Here is a 17,183-nt window from a genome sequence, read left to right on the forward strand (position 1 = left end):
GGTCGGCGATCCGGCAGGCAAGGGGAAATAACCACTACCGGTATCGCCCCCCTGCTGCGGCGGGGTGCAGTGCCTAATGGGTCGCCGTTGGTGAGGTTGGGGCACCATCCCGGCGCGAGGCATCGCCGGAAAAGGGCGGAAATCATACGTTTGTGGGCTTGGATGCTTAGCCAGATTGCGTGAAACGTCTGCCGGCCTGACCAAAGGTGCCATCGGCCCGCCTTGTAAGCACCGGCCCTTTCGTAGCAAGCTGCGCCATCAGCCCGTTATCGGAACAAGCATGTCCGACATAAAGACCGCCCCGGAGCCCGTGGGCACCGCCAACCCGTCCAGCCTGCCGGGCAAGAAGGCGCTGCCGCCCTTTGCTGCCTTGCGTGCTTTCGATGCCGTGGCGCGGCTGGGTGGGGTGCGCAAGGCGGCCGAAGTGCTGGACCTGGACCATGCGGTTGTCAGCCGGCATCTGCGCACGCTGGAAACCTGGACCGGCACCGCATTGATTGAGCGTAGCCGGACCGGTGCCGTGCTGACGGAAGACGGTGCGCGCTATCATCGCCGCATTGCTGAGGCCATGGATTCCATCGCCAGCGCCACGATGGACCTGATGAAAAGCAGCGATAACCGCCGCCTGCTGATCTGGTGTATGCCGGGTTTCGCTTTCCATTGGCTGATGGAGCGGCTGGGCACGTTCGAGGCGGCCAATCCCGGCCTGGATATCGAGTTGCGGCCCACCGACACGTCGCCTGATTTTGCACGGCATGAGGCGGATGTGGATATCCGCTTTTCCCCCATTTATGGCCCGCCCCTGGTCCTGCCGGCGGGCGTGCAGTCGGTCCAGGTGGCGGAACCGCCGACCATCCCGCTGGCCAGCCCGGATTATCTGGCAGCATTCCCGCCCATTGCCACCTGCCGCGACCTGCTGCGCCATCAGTTGCTGCATGAGGAGAGTTTTGATGTCTGGGGCTGCTGGCTGTCCGGCCATGGCGTGATCGGGCACGCGGACCTGACCGGTCCGCGCCTGTGGCACGCCCATCTGACTTTGGATGCCGCCCGTCGTGGCCGGGGCATCGCGCTGGGCAACCATCTGATCGCGGCTGACGATCTGGCGGCGGGCCGTCTGGTGGAGGTGGGGGCCGACCTGCCGGATTTTCACCTGATGCCGCTGGGTTCCTACCTGTTCGTTGCCAGGGCGGACCGCTGGCGCGCGCCCCCCATTGCGCGCTTCCGGCAATGGCTGCTGGCAGCGGTGGCAAAGGAAATGCCCAAGGCCCTGGTCGCTGGCGGACGCAGCACCTGACAGGCGCGGGAGGCGGCCATTCAGGCCGGATCCAGCCAAGGAGGTGGACCTTCATCGCCTGCGGGTTTACTTTGCGCCCTGGTGGTCGCCTTCGCGGCTGCCGTTCGCTGACCCGCAAAGGCAACGACGGACCCGCCATCGACACACGATTTATCCCCGCCTGATTTTCCTCGTGGTCACCAGACCCGGGCGGCGGCTGGACATTCCCTGATTTGCGTTTTCACGCCCGCTCCAGCCCTGGATGCCGCCCCGGGATGCATTGGTAAGGGGGTATCGCCTGACGATGCCGCCTGTCCCCCGCCGGTCTTTATGGGGGAACTCTTCTTCTTCCCGGCGCATTCCACAGACCACTGATCCAAGGCACGCCGCAACTGCCGGCTGCCGCACGCTCCATGCACCAACCGCAGGAGACAGAATAAATGACCCGTTTTTCAAAATCCTCCCCGCTTTTGCCGGTGATCGGCCAATGATGGTGGAGGAAACGGATAAGAGCCCGGCCCCGCCGGACAGTGCCACATTGCACCGCGCCATTGGTGCATCCGCCATGGGCAATGCCACGGAATGGTTCGATTACGGCATCTACGCCTATGGCGTCACCTATATCTCCGCCGCCTTGTTTCCGGGTGATCTGGAACAGGCGGTGCTGTTTGCGTTGGCGACCTTCGCTATCTCTTTCCTGGTGCGGCCTTTGGGGGGCCTGTTCTGGGGACCGCTGGGCGACCGGATGGGCCGTAAATCGGTGCTGGCGCTGACCATCCTTTTAATGTCCGGCGCCACGCTCTGCGTCGGCTTGATCCCGTCTTACGACAGTATCGGCTATTGGGCGCCCACCCTGCTGGTGCTGTTGCGGATGATCCAGGGCTTTTCCACCGGCGGGGAATATGGCGGTGCCGCGACCTTCATGGCGGAATATTCCCCCGATGACCGCCGGGGCTTTTTCGGCAGTTTCCTGGAATTTGGCACGTTGGCGGGCTTTTCGCTGGGGGCTGGGTTGATGCTGGGCTTTTCCCTGCTGCTGGGGGAACAGGCGATGTATGAATGGGGCTGGCGCGTCCCCTTCCTGATCGCGGCGCCTATGGGCCTGATCGGCATGTATCTGCGATCCCGGATCGAGGATACGCCCGTCTTCCGGGAAGCCGAAGCGGCGGCCGAGGCGGCGGAGCGCCGGGCCCCCGGCCTGGGCGAACTGGCACGCCGTCACTGGCGCCCGCTGCTGGTGGTGGGGGGGCTGGTCGTGGCGCTGAATGTCGTGAATTACACGCTGCTCAGCTATATGCCGACATATCTGCAACGGCGCATCGGCCTGACCCATGATCAGGCGCTGATCGTGCCGATCATCGGCATGCTATTCATGATGGTGTTTCTGCCCTTTGCCGGGCGCTTGTCCGATAAGGTGGGAAGGCGGCCCTTGTGGAAATTCTCCCTGATCGGGCTGTTGGTGCTGGTGGTACCGCTTTACATGCTGATGTCGCAGGGGCTGATGGGGGCGATTGTGGGGTTTGTGTTGCTGGGGCTGCTCTACGTCCCGCAACTGGCGACCATTTCGGCCACCTTTCCGGCCCTGTTCCCCACCCAGGTACGGTTTGCCGGTTTCGCCATCGCCTATAATATCTCCACCTCCCTCTTTGGCGGCACGGCACCCGTTATCGGTAGCGGCCTGATCGACCTGACCGGTAATGAACTGATGCCGGCCTTCTACATGATGCTGGCTTGCCTTGTCGGGTTGGTGGCGCTGCGCTTCATGCCGGAAACGGCGGGGCGCTCACTGCGGGAAGATCATTTCACGCCTGTGCGGGGCTGATCCCTCTGTTTGCCGTCCCCGGCACTGGTGACATGGGGTCACCGCCGGGGGCGGTTTTGGCATCTCCCGTCCGGCACGGTCCCTTGCCTAAGGTGAAGGCAACCGAACAGTGCCGGAAAGCCAAAACAGATGCCGCATTTCCAACCGCCCCCGATCCGCCGGAACGACCTGTTCCGCCAGTCCGCCTTCATCAATGGGGAATGGGTTGGCGGCAGCGCGCTTTTGACCGTCACCAATCCGGCGACCGGCATCGCGATTGGCACCGTGCCCGACCTGGGCACGGCGGCGACCGAGGCGGCGGTGACTGCCGCCCACGCCGCCCAGCCGGCATGGCGGGCGCTGTCTGCCAAGGAACGTGGGCTGGTGCTGCGCCGCTGGGCTGCCCTGGTGCAGGAAAATGAAGGCGATCTGGCCCGTATCCTGACCTGGGAGCAGGGCAAGCCCCAGGCTGAGGCCCTGGCCGAGGTGCGGTCCACGGCGGCTTTCCTGGAATGGTATGGCGACGAGGCGCGGCGGGTTTATGGCGAGACCCTGCCCGGCCACCGGGCGGACAAGCGGATGATCGTCACCCGTACCCCGGTGGGGGTGGTGGCGGCCATCACGCCCTGGAATTTCCCCTCGTCCATGATTGCCCGCAAGGTGGGCCCGGCCCTGGCCGTGGGCTGCACCATGGTGCTGAAACCGTCGGAACTGACGCCCTATTCCGCCCTGGCGCTGGCCGTGCTGGCCGAACAGGCGGGCGTGCCCGCGGGTGTGTTCTCCATCGTCACCGGCCGCCCGCAGGCCATTGGTGATGTGATGGTGGAAGATACGCGCATCGCCAAACTGTCTTTCACCGGATCTACCAAGGTCGGCAAATATCTGGCCGGTCGCTGCATGGAGACGATGAAGCGCATTTCCATGGAGCTGGGCGGCAATGCGCCCTTCATCGTGTTTGATGATGCCGATCTGGATGCGGCCATCGAAGGCGCGATGCTGGCCAAGTTCCGCAATGCCGGCCAGACCTGCATCTCTGCCAACCGGTTCCTGGTGCAGGATGGCATTTATGACCGGTTCGCCGCGCGGCTGGCGGAGCGGGCGGCGGCCCTGAAGCTGGGCGACGGGCTGCTGGCGGCAACCCAGATGGGGCCGCTGATCAACAGTGCCGCCATCCAGAAGGTGGCCCGCCATGCCGATGATGCCGTGCGCCGCGGTGCCCGCATCCTGACCGGTGGGGCCACGCCCGATGCGGAAGGGCGCTTTTATGAGCCGACCGTGCTGGTGGATTTGCCGCCCACGGCTGATATGACGCGGGAAGAGACGTTCGGCCCGCTGGCCGCCCTGCGTCGCTTCCACACGGAGACGGAGGCGCTGTCCATCGCCAATGACACGCGCGCTGGCCTTGCCGCTTATTTCTACACACGCGATCTGGCCCGCGCCCACCGCCTGTCGGAAGCGCTGGAATATGGCATGATCGGCGTCAATACGGCCCTGTTGACCAGCGAGGGTGCGCCCTTTGGCGGGGTTAAGGAAAGCGGCGTGGGCCGGGAAGGCGGCTTTTACGGGCTGGATGATTATCTGGACATCAAATCGATCTGCATCGACGTGCCGCCGCTGGCACCGGGGGCCTGAATGTATGTGCCGCCGCAATACCGGGCTATGGACCCGGCTGCCATCATCCATCGCTATCCGTTCGCCCAGTTCATCACCGGGGGCGGCGATGCGCCCCTGATGGCGACATCTACGCCCATCTGCTTTGAACGTGATGGCGACGAGACCCGACTGGTTGGCCATCTGTCACGCGGTAACCCGCAGGCAGCGACGCTGGAAGAGGGGATGCCGATCCTGGCCATCTTCGCCGGACCCCATGCCTATATCTCCCCCGCCTGGTACCGGGAAAAGCCGGAGGTGCCGACCTGGAACTATGTCACCGCCCAGGTTCGGGGCCGGCTGACCCCCATTGATGATGGGGAAGGGCAGTTGGCCGTGCTGCGCCGCACGGCAGCGGTGGCGGAACAGGGTGCGCGTGATCCGTGGCGGCTGGAAAAGGCCCCGGAAGGGCGCGTGGACTTCCTGCTGCCCATGATCCGATCCTTCCGCATCCATGTGGAGGCGATTGAGGGCGCAACCAAGCTGGGGCAGAAACACCCGGTCGGTGACCGGATGCGCGTGATCTGCGCCCTGACGGCCAAGGGTGGGGGGACGGAAACCGACCTCGCCCGGCTGATGGCAGATGCCATCTGACCGGCTGGGGGGCCGTGGTCGATGGTGCCGCGGCCCCCCTGTCCTTCCAGAGTTGATCCGGCTGATGGCCTTGGCGGAACAGACGGCGGCTTTGCCCCGTGCCCTGTCGGATCTGGCCATATAGCGGATCGCGCTCAAAATCTCCCGAAGGTCAACATCCCGCTTCCGGTCCGTCAGGCCGGGCGGCGGCAAAAACGCTGCGATCCGTGACCATTCCTCATCTGTCAGGTCCGTCGGGTAGCGCTTCGTCTTCTTCTCGATCTCGGCCATCCGGCCACGGCCCGCTCGCGTCCACATCCCAAGCTTGAATGACGCCAACAACACAGCTTCAAGCCTTGTCAAACGGCCTCTGACCGGTGGCATTATTCGACGTTTGCCATAGACAGATAAAGATTCGGTAGCCTGATCAAGGTGGTGCTGGCCGATGTCGCAGCGGCGAACAGATAGACCGTCACCAGAATCTCGGCACTCTCTGACGGGCTGGGCTGGGCGGCTGCCCATTGGGTGAAGGCGTCGGCCAAATTGTCGGCATAATCAGCAATGGTGAGGCCACTGTCCGCCACATCTGTCAATTGGACGGTGGTGCTGACCGTCACCGGTTGCGTTGCATAGGCGGTCTGGGTCACACCGGTCGCGTCCTTTCCCTTGTAAAGGGCAAAGCGGTATCCCAGCACGACCGCTATACGCGGATCTGCGGCGGTACCCGCAATCTCCGTCAGCAGGGCATCCAACCAACCGCCAAGGCTTTTATCCGCGGGGGCCACGATGGAAGCGATGTCGTAGCCGGTGGACGGGCCGGAAATGACCGGCGCTACCGGCTGCGGAAACTCCACTTCAGCCGTAGTCAGGATGAAATCGAGCGCGATAATGCCCCCGCTGGGGCCCGCCAGGTCGGCATTGCGGGTCACATAGACGGAAGTCTGCGCATTGTGGAACAGCCGCACATCCAGACCGGCGATGGAAATCTGCAGATCGACTGGAGTGTTGGTCGCGACGGGCGTGAAGGTGACCGACAGCGAAGACCCGGAGGTCGAGGCGGTCGCTGTGCCAGTTGCCGCATTGGTCACGGTGGCCGACAGGGTGGCGCCTGCCGGCAGGTCCGTGGCGGAAATGGACAGGGTCCACTGCCCCGTATCCGGGTCCGTCTCCTGCATCTGGATGGAAAGTACCGTCGGCGGCATGGTTTCCACGGCCGACAGCATTGCCATGCTGGTCGAAGCGTCGCTCCAGGTCGTATTGTAGCGCAGCCCGTCAACCAGATCGGCAAGCGCTTCGACGATTTCCGCCGCGTTCTCGCCGTCATCGAGAAGTTCGGTCAGCACCGGCTGAATCTGGGCAGCCCCCGCCTGAAACCGGACGGAAGCCTGCGCCAGGGTCAGGGCCGGCGTTGCCGCCGCCAGTGTGACCCTGGCCGCCTGCGCCGTGCTTTGACTGTCCAGATTATATTTGATGGTCAGGGTGGCAACATCCTGCGCTACCGGCTCGACGGATAGGGTGGCGCCATAGGTCCAGTCGAATAGGGCATCGAAGGATGCCGCCGTTCCGGCCGCCGTGGCCGTCTGGCTGTCGAGGGTGGGCGTTTCCGGGAAAAAACGATCCACCACGGGCAGCGCCACATCCCCGCTTCCGATCGCCAGGGATACGGGGATCGCCAGGGCGAGCCAGGTTTCACCATCACTTCCCGCCATCCCGACATGGCTGACGCTGAAGGTCAGCGGGGTTTCCAGCGTGGCATCTGCGGTCAGGTCGCTCGGCTGGAAGACGAAGGGAAGCAGGGCCGCCGCAGTTTCCAACCCGTCATCGGACAGGGTTAGCTGCGATGTCGTCGAAAGGGCGCCGCTCGACCCGTCCGACGGTGCTACCTGCCCCCACAGCGTCAGGCCGAGCCCTTGCCAGCCCTCCGGCAGCGTCTTATCCCAGGTTGCCGGGAAGGTGAAGACGCCGTCGATCGCATAAGCGTCGGACAGGGCGTTCTGCAGGCGGTCGGCATAGGTCTCCTGGGCCAGACTCTCGGCATCCGCGTCGCTGTCCGCCTGATCCTCGAACAGATAACGAAGCTGTTTCTCACTGTAGAGCTGCCCCAGCGCCGCCCGGCCAGAGACGAGGCGGCGATAATCGTCGGGATCGGCCTTATAGGAGGCTGCGGCATAGCTGCCGCCGAGGATCTGGTCAATGAAGGAGAAGCTGGATTGCAGCAGGCTGTCGCAGTCGACGGAGGAGTAAGCCGTCTCTGCGCTGCCACCGGTGCCACCGGCGAAACTGTATAACGGAATGGCGACCGTTCCCGATTGCAGGCTGGTATAGGCGGGTGCTGGCGCGAAATAAGTGGCGTTGCCGGCGATTTCCGGAGCCAACAAGGATGCGGCGATGGCCCAAAGCTGGCTGCCGTCGGAAACGCCGCTGGCCAGCACCAGTTCCGGGAAATCAGCCTGGAACCGGGCTGCGAAGGCCTGCAGCCCTTCCGTCATGTCCGCGGTAGCAGGTGCCGTTACAGCGGCGATGCCAGGCAGCAGGGCCGCATCGGTGGCGTCCACATTGGCCACACGCATCAGGGTCAAATCCACCGTGATGGCAACAGGAGGCATCCCGGTCGTCGCTTGCGCAACGGTGCAGGTCAGGGTGACAGGGTCCGGCAGTTGGTCCGTTTCCCCGTCGAGATAAAGGGACACGCCCGCCACATAGGCGGTGATCGCCTGCTGCCCAGCCGCATCGATAATGGTGACGGTGTTCGGCGCCAGTGAACTGGTGATCTGGAATGCCACATCCGCCGCCCGGCTGAGTTGCCAGAGCGCCTGCTCATAGAGCGGCCGCGCCGTGTCGGCATTGGTGTCCAGGATGGTCTGGTCGATGCTGAGCGTGAGGACCAGTGTCGCGACCGTTTCGCCGGGCTCCCATAGAAGCTGGCTGCCGATCCAGGAAGTTGGTCCGATCAGCAGGTCAGTATATGTCTGCGCGACGGTGAACGGCGCCAGATCCGTGGTGGTGGCATTGCCGAAAGAATCGCGGATCTGGGCGGTCACGGTTGGTATGGTGCCGACTGCGGCATAGGGATCGTCGCTTGGCCCCGTCGCCAGCAGATTGGTCAGCGGCACCGACATGAAATAAGTCCATGTATCGCCGTCGTCGGAAGGGCTGGCGGGTGGAGCGAAGCCGAGATCGGCATAACCGGTGCCGGTGATAGCAACGCTGAAGATGCTGTAGAGCTGGTCGAGCCAGGTCTGGCGCTCGTCGCTGTCGCCGCTCGGATCGGGATTAGGCCGGGTGACTGAAATCGGCAGGATCCCGGGATCGTAGGAAGGCTGGTAGCTCAACGCCGTCGTCGAAACCGCATACATGCCCGATCCGTCCAGCGTGTCGGCTGATTGCGCCACCAGAAGGACTGTATCCCCGGCCATGGAAGCCGTCGCCATCGATCCGCTGACCGCCGTCCCACGCCGTGCCAGGATCGCTACATCAGCCGTCACGCTGCCGGAGAACAGGGCTGTCAGGCCCTGATCCTCGGTAAGCAGCGTCAGGTAATAGCCGGCGGCGTTGGTCTGGCTGAAGTTGATCAGGATCTGAAGCGCATCTACCACATCTGTGAAGGCGGCATCTGCAACCGAATCTCCTTGTCCTGTATCGTCTGCCAGGGCGGAGGAGTAGACCGCTTCCGTCGACGGCGTTCCTTGAGTGGAAAAATTCGTACAGAGCAGAACGGTGTCGGCTGCTATGTTGCTGCCATCGACATAGCCTCCGGCGGTCGGCAGCAGCAGCGTCAGACTATAGGTCATGCCGTCCTGGACAGCACTCTGTAGTTCATAGAGTGTATCCACGTCACCGGTCGCGATGCCCGCCAGGGCATAGGTGGTCTCATCCTGCGACCCGTCGGAATAAGTGACCTTTCGCAGGGTGACGGTGAGCAGCGCCCCCCATTGGATATCAGCGGCAACCGCTGTCCCGGAACCGCCCGTCGTGCCTTCATAGAGCATCACCGTGCCGGGCGCGGCAAGCAGGCTCGCCGGAATGTCGGCCAGGGTGCTGGCGACGGCGCCCGTCGGCTGATAGCCGGTGAAGGTGGAGAAGACATAGGATGTGGCGCTGGCGGTCAGCGTCGAGGACGGCTGCAAGGCCAGGGGCGCATCAACGCTGAGGTCGAGTATCTCGTTGATGTTATCGGCGGAGAAGGCGCCCAGCACGCCGGCATCGACGCTGAGCCAGCCGCCGCCAGCCCCAGGTTGCACCGTAAGATCGACGCCGGTGGACCAGGTGCCCGACCCGGAGTCCGGCGTGATGGCGGAGAGTGCCGTCTGCTGGCCCGAGGCTAGATAGAGCGCTTCCCGGTCGGAACCATCCGCCACCGTCACCGGCACCTGAACGCCCCCGCGGAAGCTGATGGTGACGCCGGACGCGGTCTGGTCGAAGGTCAACGCGTCCCATTGCTCCTGGGTGATCATGTCCAGGGTGACGGCACCGGTCTGGGACAAGGCCTCGCTGCTGCCGCTCTGCAGCAGATATTCGAAATAGGCGAGGAAGACGTATGTTGCGAGCGAGGCGGGTGCGCTGTCCGGGGAAAGAGATGCCGTGTTGTCGTCTTCCCCAGAAACCTGGAACAACGCGTTATAGGCGACGACCGCATCCTCATAGGTCACCGGCTGCATGTTCCAGGCGGCGAAGTCGGTAATCGGCTGCATTGTGCCGTCGGTTTTGGCCCCATAGGAAATCAGGTCGGGAATCATGGCGAAGGTGATTGCCGACTGCTCGCCGTCACTGGCCGGAACGGCAGCGATGGTCACAGACGTGAAGCTCTCCTCGAAGAAGGAGACGAGGGTGGCGTAGGTGAGCTGGGTCGTCGGCTCGTCACCGTCATAGAGCCGGCTGAGACGCGGCTTAGCGCGCAGCCGGCCATGCAGGTTCCGCAATGCGGAGACAGTGAGGGTTCCGTCCGTGCCCGTTTCCCCCGCCTGTTCCAGGGCCCATTGCAGCAGGGTGCGCATCAGCAGGTTGAAGGTGCAGTTCGGGTTCGACTGTGCATAGTCGATGGCGAGATTGAACAGCACCTGCGGCGTGCCGGATTTCCCGGCCTCGTAGGTGAGGGTCAGTTCGGGCAGGAACCAGAGGGTCAGTGGGACCGTGGAGGTAGCTGCCGACTGCGACACCTGCGGCAATGTCCGCCGCTGCCGCCAAGCGATCGGCTCATAGGCGGTGGAGGCCAGGGCCGCCGATTGCGGGCTCGTCTCAAACGACCAGGGCAGGACCGTGCCGACCGCCACGTCTGAGGAGTAAGTGAAGCTGATCTTGATGGTGAAAAAGCCGAGCTTGATCCGGATGGAAGCCCCGACCTTCACATGCACGGTTGTCGACAGCGACACGGGCTCGCCATAGTCGAAGCTGATGGCCCGTGACAGGCTGATCGACACATGTACCGAGGCAGAAACAAGCCCGAAATCCACTGTTCCATAGAGCGCGCCGGAGAAGCCAAGGGTAATGGTAGCGTTGAACTGGGAGGGCGTCCGGTCGCCCTGATCGGTGACGGGATCGTCAGAAGTGCTGTTCGGGTCGTATCCCGTGCCATAGCCGGCGATGGCAGTGAAGCCGCCCGTATAGGTCAGCGACCAGTTGCCCTTCAGCATGCCGTCATCGACGCTGCCGGTGGCCGACATCGACATGGAAGCCGAGACGCCACAGGCATAGTTCACAGGCTTCCAGTTCGAGGGCAGGGTCGTACCGGTTGACAGGCTATACAGCTTGAACCCGCCCTGACCGGTGAGGCTGAGATAGGCGGGAGTGGACAGGGCAATGGAGCCGGGTGTGCTCAAATCATCCGAATAGCCGAAATTCAGTTCCCAGGCCCCATCGGTGTAAAAGGAGAGTTCCATGTCCGGAAACTGAAACTGAAACGGTCCGAAGGACATCACCCGTTCCGTCTTGGACTTGAAGGATGCCGAGAAGACGCCTCGCGTATCGCTGAGCCGCTGATAGGGAAGGATTTCGTCGATTCCCAGTCCCTTGAAATGGGCGGCATAGGGCCCCGGATCGGCAAGCGTCACATCCAGCGTGATCTCGTCCAACAAGGATGCCGTGACGGCCACGATGGCGCCGGCCGAGGACTGGTTCATCGCCGTCCACTGGAAAGTCTGATAGTCCACGGCTGCCGTGTCGGCCAGCCAGGCGATCAAGGCCGTCGGGTCGGTATCGGTGGTGGCGGGCGCCACATTCTGAGTGATGGCGCCGTAGTTCAGTTGAAGCCGGAATGAATCCGTCACTGCCTGTATCAGGGCGTCGACATCATCGACCATCGCATAGGCGTCCAGCACGGCATAATAGACCTCGTCCGCCGTGTAGGCGATCTGTGTCATCAGCTTGACCGCGTCCTCATAACCGGCGCCAAGCGCCTTCAGCGCTGCGGCGGTCGCATCGGCCTCCATGCGGAACAGATCATTGGCGACGGCCCGCGCCCAGTCCGCGGTATCTTCCAGCAGATCTTTCAGCAGGGTTTCCGCATTCTGAATGACCCACTGGGTGATCGTCTCCATCAGCGCGTCGAGATCGCCGAGAGTGAAAGCAATCGACGCCGTGAATGTCTGGTCGCCCCAGGTGAAGACAATATTGCCGACGAAACTGGCGTTTAGAGCCTCGCTTGCCGCATAGGGGAAGCTGACGGTAAATTGGACGCCCATGCTGGTGTCGAGTTTAATGGCCGGAAGCACCATGACGCCGCCGATCGAATAAGAATCCGTCGTCGCAGTGATGGCGAAGGACAATGGGAAACTGGCGGTGAAGCCCTCCTGCTCGTTGATCAGGCAGGTCATGGAGGCGCTGAGCGCGGCGCAGGATGTCCCATCGCCGCTGAAATCCGGCAGGGTCAACGACAGGTCCAGATAGAAGCTCAGTCCGCTTGTCAGGATTTCGACCAGGGCGCCTGCGGACAGGATGCCCAGCAGCGTCACATCGGCATCCAGCCGGAAATAAGGTTCGGTGTCGCCATCCTGATAGGTGCAGAGCGCCACCGACGGACCCTTGTCCGGGTCGCTGCAGGCGGTGATGGTGAGCAGGCTCCAGGCGCTGCCGCCGGGGATCACCGGATAGGAAACAGGGTCGCTGGCGGTGGCGTTGAACTGGAGCCCCCAATAGCCAGCCCAATTGCCGCTGCTAAGCGGCTTCAATTTGGCGTAGATGTCGAATGTCATGCCCACCAGCAGCAGACGGGCGCCGAAACCATAGCCCTCATAGAAGGTCATGTTTCCCAACGTCGTTGTGGCAGGAACCACATAGATCCACGGATCAATGGACAGGCTGTAGGAAACCGGGTTGGTCGTCTCCTCAATCAGGTGGAAAATGTCGCCGGTCGTATAGTCGGCGATAAACCACTCATTGTTGGGATCGTCGATATTCTGTCGGACCACCACCTGGGTCACACAGGTGGAACTGGAGGTTTCCGGCCCCATCGGGTAGCCCAGCTCGGTCACCAGCGACCGGAAGGCATCCGGAATCTGATACTCGTTGAGGGCGTCGAAATCCGCCTGGGTCAGGGTTGTCGTCGCGCTGGCTACGTCCAGCGGGATCGGTTCAACCCCGTAGACATCCAGCGTCTCCTGCAGCAGGGACGGAATTGTCGTGTTGGTTGCCCAGGCCAGCATCTTCGAGAAGGACATGAAGTCGATCTCGCTGAAACTGCCGATAAACAGGCTGTCCTGGGGGCTTACCCCATTGAAATAGATGGAGAGGTAGGCCTGCATGTCGAGGGGAGTGTAGGACAGAAAGCCGGTCAGCCCGAAGGACGGGACCGGCTCCCCGGCGATTTCCCCAATGCCCAGCAGCAGGCCCATCTGACCGACCACCAACCCTTCGATGTCGAAGGGCTCATACCAAGTGGAATTCATGAAGATGGCGGCGAACCCCGTCACCGCGCCGAGATTTTCGATGAAGGCGATCTCGCCCAGGAAATTCAGCGTGTCGTGTCCGGCATCGGTGGACGGGATCACGCGCCCTGTGCCTGGATAAAGCGACAGATCAACACTGACCAGCACCTCGTAATAGCCGAGTTCCGTCATGGTGAAGGCGACGGAGGCGCCGTTCAGGGTGGTCGATTCACCGAGGGTCCACGCGATATTCTCAATGGCGCCAGCAAATTCGAACAACCAGTTCCCGAAATCGTCGTAATAAAAGCCGATGACGATATCGAGCGTCGCCGTATCCGTTGTCATCAGGGACATGGCGCCGTAGGTCGTGCTGTCGTCGCAGGCGGTCCAGGAGAAGGTGCCAGTGAACGTGATGCCGGGATAAATTCCTGGAAACCCCGATGACCCGACCGGTGGCTGGTAGGTCGTGCTGCGGAAATTGGCGTAGGTAATCGTCATCGTCGTCGACAAGCCGAAACTGTAGACTTCATCCGTGTCGAACAGGCTCAGGTCTTCGGCGATGCCGGCGAAGAATCCAGGCGTCAGTGTGAATTGCACGCCGGCCGCGAAGCCAAACCCTGCACCATTGTTCACCACCGCCGGGAGCTGCTGGTAAAAGCCGGCCATGCCCACGTCACTCGTCGCGGCACTGCCGATAATGGTGAAGATTTTGTGGGTGAAATCATAGGATACGGTCAGTGAGGCGCCGGTCTCCAGGTTCGGCTGGATCGTGGTGTTGCCGGGATAGTTTTCCTGCGTATTGCCGAAGGTCGCGACGAAGGCGTTCCAGTCATAGGCGGCACCGCTCGCAAACGTCCCGGTCAGCAGCGTTACTGTCGGTCCCCAGACATAGCTGACATCAAAAGTGAGGCCGGCGATGGCGACATCCCCGACAATGCTGCCAGTCCATGTGGCGCAAGAATCTATCGACTGGATGTCGAAGCCGAAATCGCCGCCAAGATTGACGCCGCAGGCCAGCAGATCCCAGGCAACCGATCCCGACACGGCGACCGCCCCGGTCGCCTCGACCCCGGTGCCGCTGCTGATCGACAGGGCGAAGGATTCCACGGTCAGGGCAAGCGAGAATTCATTCGGGGTCGCGACATCGCCCAGAAGCTGGTTGACGACATCGGAAACGATGACGACCTGCGCATTCAACAGGTTGCCGCTGAAGAGCATGGCTGTTTCGGTTATCCGCGCCGAGATCCCGAACCGCCAGTTCTCGACCGAGAAGATGCCGGACAGTGCGTAGGATGAGCCGGAGGCCGTGCTGTAGGCCATCTCAAGCGATGCAGAGTTGAGGATGACATCCACCCCCGACAGGGTGATCGCGGCGTCGGCCGTGCATGAAAACACGACGTCGCTGGTGTAATAATCCAGCGAAACGCCGAAATCGCTGAAGGTGATGCTGGCCAGGTCCGGATTGGCCGGGGCTTGGTTCGGAAAGACGTCGAAAACCGTGCCGTTGAGTTGGGACAGCGTGAACGAGACGGATGCGACCACATTGCCGGAAAAGGACATCGACGGATATTCAATGTCGAGCGAGAAGACGACACCACCCAGATCAAGAGCCGCCGCAATGGAACCGAACAGGCTGCCAGACTGGTCGAAGAGATAGGACCAGTTCATGTCGAACTTCTTCACGACGAATTCGGGCAGCGAAGCGACCGGCTGCCATTCGCTCGTCATGCCGAGCGTTGCGAAGACGATATCGACGTTGCCGGTCTGCGGATTACCCCGCATGCCGAAAGATGTGACGCCGAAGGCGGTGAGCCCGGCAGCGCTGGCGACCATCGCCGAGTTCAGTTCGCCCGGATAGGCTGCTGCGTCAGGAAACAGACTGTCATAGACGCTGTCCGTCATGCCGCCATTGCTGGACGCATCGCCGACATAGGTAAGAGTGACGCTGTCCGCCTGTCCCAGCGTGAGCTGCATCCGGTAGGGGGCACCCGATGACGAACTGACCGTATTGCTGTACGCCTGAAAGAGGTTGGCTGTATCGGGCACGACGTTCGGGCTGTCCGCCTCAACCGTTTCGGCAACCAAATAGCTCAAGGAAAGCTGGTAGCTGGCGTTGCTCAGGTCGTCCAGCGTGTAGAGCGTCAGTTTCACCCTGCCCAGAGCGGCATTAAGGATGAAGGCGGGACCGCCCGTATTCAATACCATCAGGCCGCTTGCCCGCGTGCCATCCGGTATTTCCGCCAGGCTGTCCAACGGTACCAGGGGGCCGACCGGATTGATCTCTGCCGACAGGGTGAGGCCGTCCGAGACCGATGCTACGCCATAGTTGAAGGCGAGTGACGGCGATAGCAAGACGTCCGCTGTAAAGGAACCGCCCGTAAAGGCGTAGAAGCTGTCGCCAAGGACCCAGCCGTCCGGCAGATCCACGGTCACCGACAGGGTGACGGTTCCTGCGCCATCGTCCGTGATGGTGACGGCGACATCAAAGGGATCGCCGTCGAGAAAGCCGTTGGTGCCGCCCCATGCCTGCTCCGTTCCTGCCAGGAATGTGGAGGTGCCGGTGAAGCTCAGCGTGTCCCCGACCGGTGCCGGTAGTGCGCCTGGCAAGGTGACGATGATTGCCACGGGCAAACCGCTGCTGCCGAGCACCGCGTCCAGTCCCGCTGTGCCCAGGGAAGCATCGTCCAGGGAGACGGGATTACCCTGCGCCTGTAGCGTGGCGTAGATCGTATCGATCGACATGGGGGACCCCGATCAGACGGAGGTGGATCAGACGTAGGCGAAGGCGGCGGCGAGCGGCAGATGATCGGAGGCGCCGTAATGCATGTGGGCGTTGCCGACCGCGGGACGGACAGCGATGTGGCCGATATTGGCCCAGGACTGGAACGCGCCGAGAGCGCCATTCCCAGTGTAGTTTGCACCCCCCGCAAGGTTGTAGAGCGGCGTCTCAAGCTGGCTTGGCCAGAAAGGCAGCGTACCCTGCACCTGATCGACGACATAAAAATTGGCCGGCGCGAGCACCAGCCGCCGGTAGATCATATTGTCGATATAAAGGCCGGCGCCTCGATAACTCGCCGGATTCTGATAAGGAAGCGGGTTATGCGTGTTGAAAAAGGTGGAATTATTCTCCTGCGCCAGGGTGTAGTTCAACGCGCGGAAATCGTCATAGTCGTCACCGATGCCGGTTGCCGGCACATTGAAATCACCGACGATCAGTTTTGAAAATCCGTCGTCTATGGCAACCTCGGGCAATCGGGCAACTTCCTCGAGGGCTTCGACAGCCGTGTCAGGCGAGGTGTGGAGCGCGAACAGGTCGAGGACCTGCTGGTTCACGACGTCGCCGAAGGTGCAGCGCAGGGGAGATCGGCTGACTTCCCACGGGAAACGCCTGAAGCCGGAATAGAAATTCCCCCAGTCTAGAGCGGCCCAGGGAATCGCGGGAACCGTCGGATTGGGATAGAAGACCGTCGGCGCAAGGGGAGCGGCAACGTTGAACGGCGCGTACAAATCCCACGGGTCGGGATAGGGTTCCGGGACGAACATGGGATTGGCCACGTTCAGATTGACCGGATAGGCCGGGTTGGCGATTTTCCGCTGCTGATAGGCCCACAGGATGCCGTACCAGGGCCATGGCACATTCGCGGCAGGCAGGTTCATGATCGCAGCTGGAACCGGGCCGAGATTGCTCCAGCTATGGGGCCCCAGGAACTGGAAGAGATCGCTGCGATAGATGACGCCGACCGCCTCGCAGCGGCCGAAGCAGCCGACCGTCACCGGCGGGATACAGGCATAGTTCGGATTCTGAGCCAGCAGCCAGCCGAAGATCAATTGCAGGCCGGCGGTGCCCTCGGTCGTGAAGATCCGTCCGTTGATGTTGTTGGCGGATCGGCAATAGACTTCGACGATGACAATGATATCCGGCAGCCCGGCACCGGAATTCAGGCAGGACTGGATGACGTGCTGGATGCCCGGCTCCAGATAGCGTTGTGACGTAATATTCTGAATGTTCCAGTAGAGAACATACATC

6 protein-coding genes and 1 pseudogene are annotated in these 17,183 nt (G+C 62.4%); 4 read left to right on the plus strand and 3 right to left on the minus strand.

The genetic code is table 11. The annotated features are described in order from the left end of the window. The first annotated feature begins 280 nt into the window (after positions 1-280). From G473_RS26695 to G473_RS29295, 4 genes are all read left to right on the plus strand, one after another. Positions 281-1,294 (plus strand): LysR substrate-binding domain-containing protein, encoded by a 1,014-nt coding sequence (locus G473_RS26695; protein WP_051330223.1) that lies wholly within the window; start codon positions 281-283, stop codon positions 1,292-1,294. A 466-nt stretch (positions 1,295-1,760) separates the two neighbouring features. Beyond that, the gene (locus G473_RS0112455; protein ID WP_051330224.1) at positions 1,761-3,095 is read left to right on the plus strand and encodes an MFS transporter; all 1,335 of its coding nucleotides are present in this window, start codon (positions 1,761-1,763) and stop codon (positions 3,093-3,095) included. 129 nt (positions 3,096-3,224) lie between these two features. After that, positions 3,225-4,706 (plus strand): NAD-dependent succinate-semialdehyde dehydrogenase, encoded by a 1,482-nt coding sequence (locus G473_RS0112460; protein WP_029013364.1) that lies wholly within the window; start codon positions 3,225-3,227, stop codon positions 4,704-4,706. After that, the gene (locus G473_RS29295) at positions 4,707-5,318 is read left to right on the plus strand and encodes an FMN-binding negative transcriptional regulator (protein WP_051330225.1); all 612 of its coding nucleotides are present in this window, start codon (positions 4,707-4,709) and stop codon (positions 5,316-5,318) included. It abuts the gene before it with no gap. A gap of 108 nt (positions 5,319-5,426) precedes the next feature. Here G473_RS29295 and G473_RS31005 read toward each other — a convergent pair. The 3 genes and pseudogenes from G473_RS31005 to G473_RS0112475 all read right to left on the minus strand — a co-directional run. Beyond that, positions 5,427-5,615 (minus strand): annotated as a pseudogene (locus G473_RS31005) (transposase); the annotation flags it as partial. 65 nt (positions 5,616-5,680) lie between these two features. Next, positions 5,681-15,898: a hypothetical protein gene (locus G473_RS0112470; RefSeq protein WP_029013365.1), complete on the minus strand. Its 10,218-nt coding sequence runs from the start codon at positions 15,896-15,898 to the stop codon at positions 5,681-5,683. A 27-nt stretch (positions 15,899-15,925) separates the two neighbouring features. After that, the gene (locus G473_RS0112475; RefSeq protein WP_029013366.1) at positions 15,926-17,182 is read right to left on the minus strand and encodes a hypothetical protein; all 1,257 of its coding nucleotides are present in this window, start codon (positions 17,180-17,182) and stop codon (positions 15,926-15,928) included. Between the last annotated feature and the right edge of the window lies 1 nt (position 17,183).

It is taken from the genome of Niveispirillum irakense DSM 11586 (genome assembly GCF_000429645.1).
GTDB classification, from domain to species: domain Bacteria; phylum Pseudomonadota; class Alphaproteobacteria; order Azospirillales; family Azospirillaceae; genus Niveispirillum; species Niveispirillum irakense.

What these genes read in the sequence shown, in the direction of transcription:
- G473_RS26695 (WP_051330223.1), top strand. Translation starts at nt 281, where the DNA reads ATGTCCGACATAAAGACCGCCCCGGAGCCCGTGGGCACCGCCAACCCG.
- G473_RS29295 (WP_051330225.1), top strand. Translation starts at nt 4,707, where the DNA reads ATGTATGTGCCGCCGCAATACCGGGCTATGGACCCGGCTGCCATCATC.
- G473_RS0112455 (WP_051330224.1), top strand. Translation starts at nt 1,761, where the DNA reads ATGATGGTGGAGGAAACGGATAAGAGCCCGGCCCCGCCGGACAGTGCC.
- G473_RS0112460 (WP_029013364.1), top strand. Translation starts at nt 3,225, where the DNA reads ATGCCGCATTTCCAACCGCCCCCGATCCGCCGGAACGACCTGTTCCGC.
- G473_RS0112470 (WP_029013365.1), bottom strand. Translation starts at nt 15,898, where the DNA reads ATGTCGATCGATACGATCTACGCCACGCTACAGGCGCAGGGTAATCCC.
- G473_RS0112475 (WP_029013366.1), bottom strand. Translation starts at nt 17,182, where the DNA reads ATGTATGTTCTCTACTGGAACATTCAGAATATTACGTCACAACGCTAT.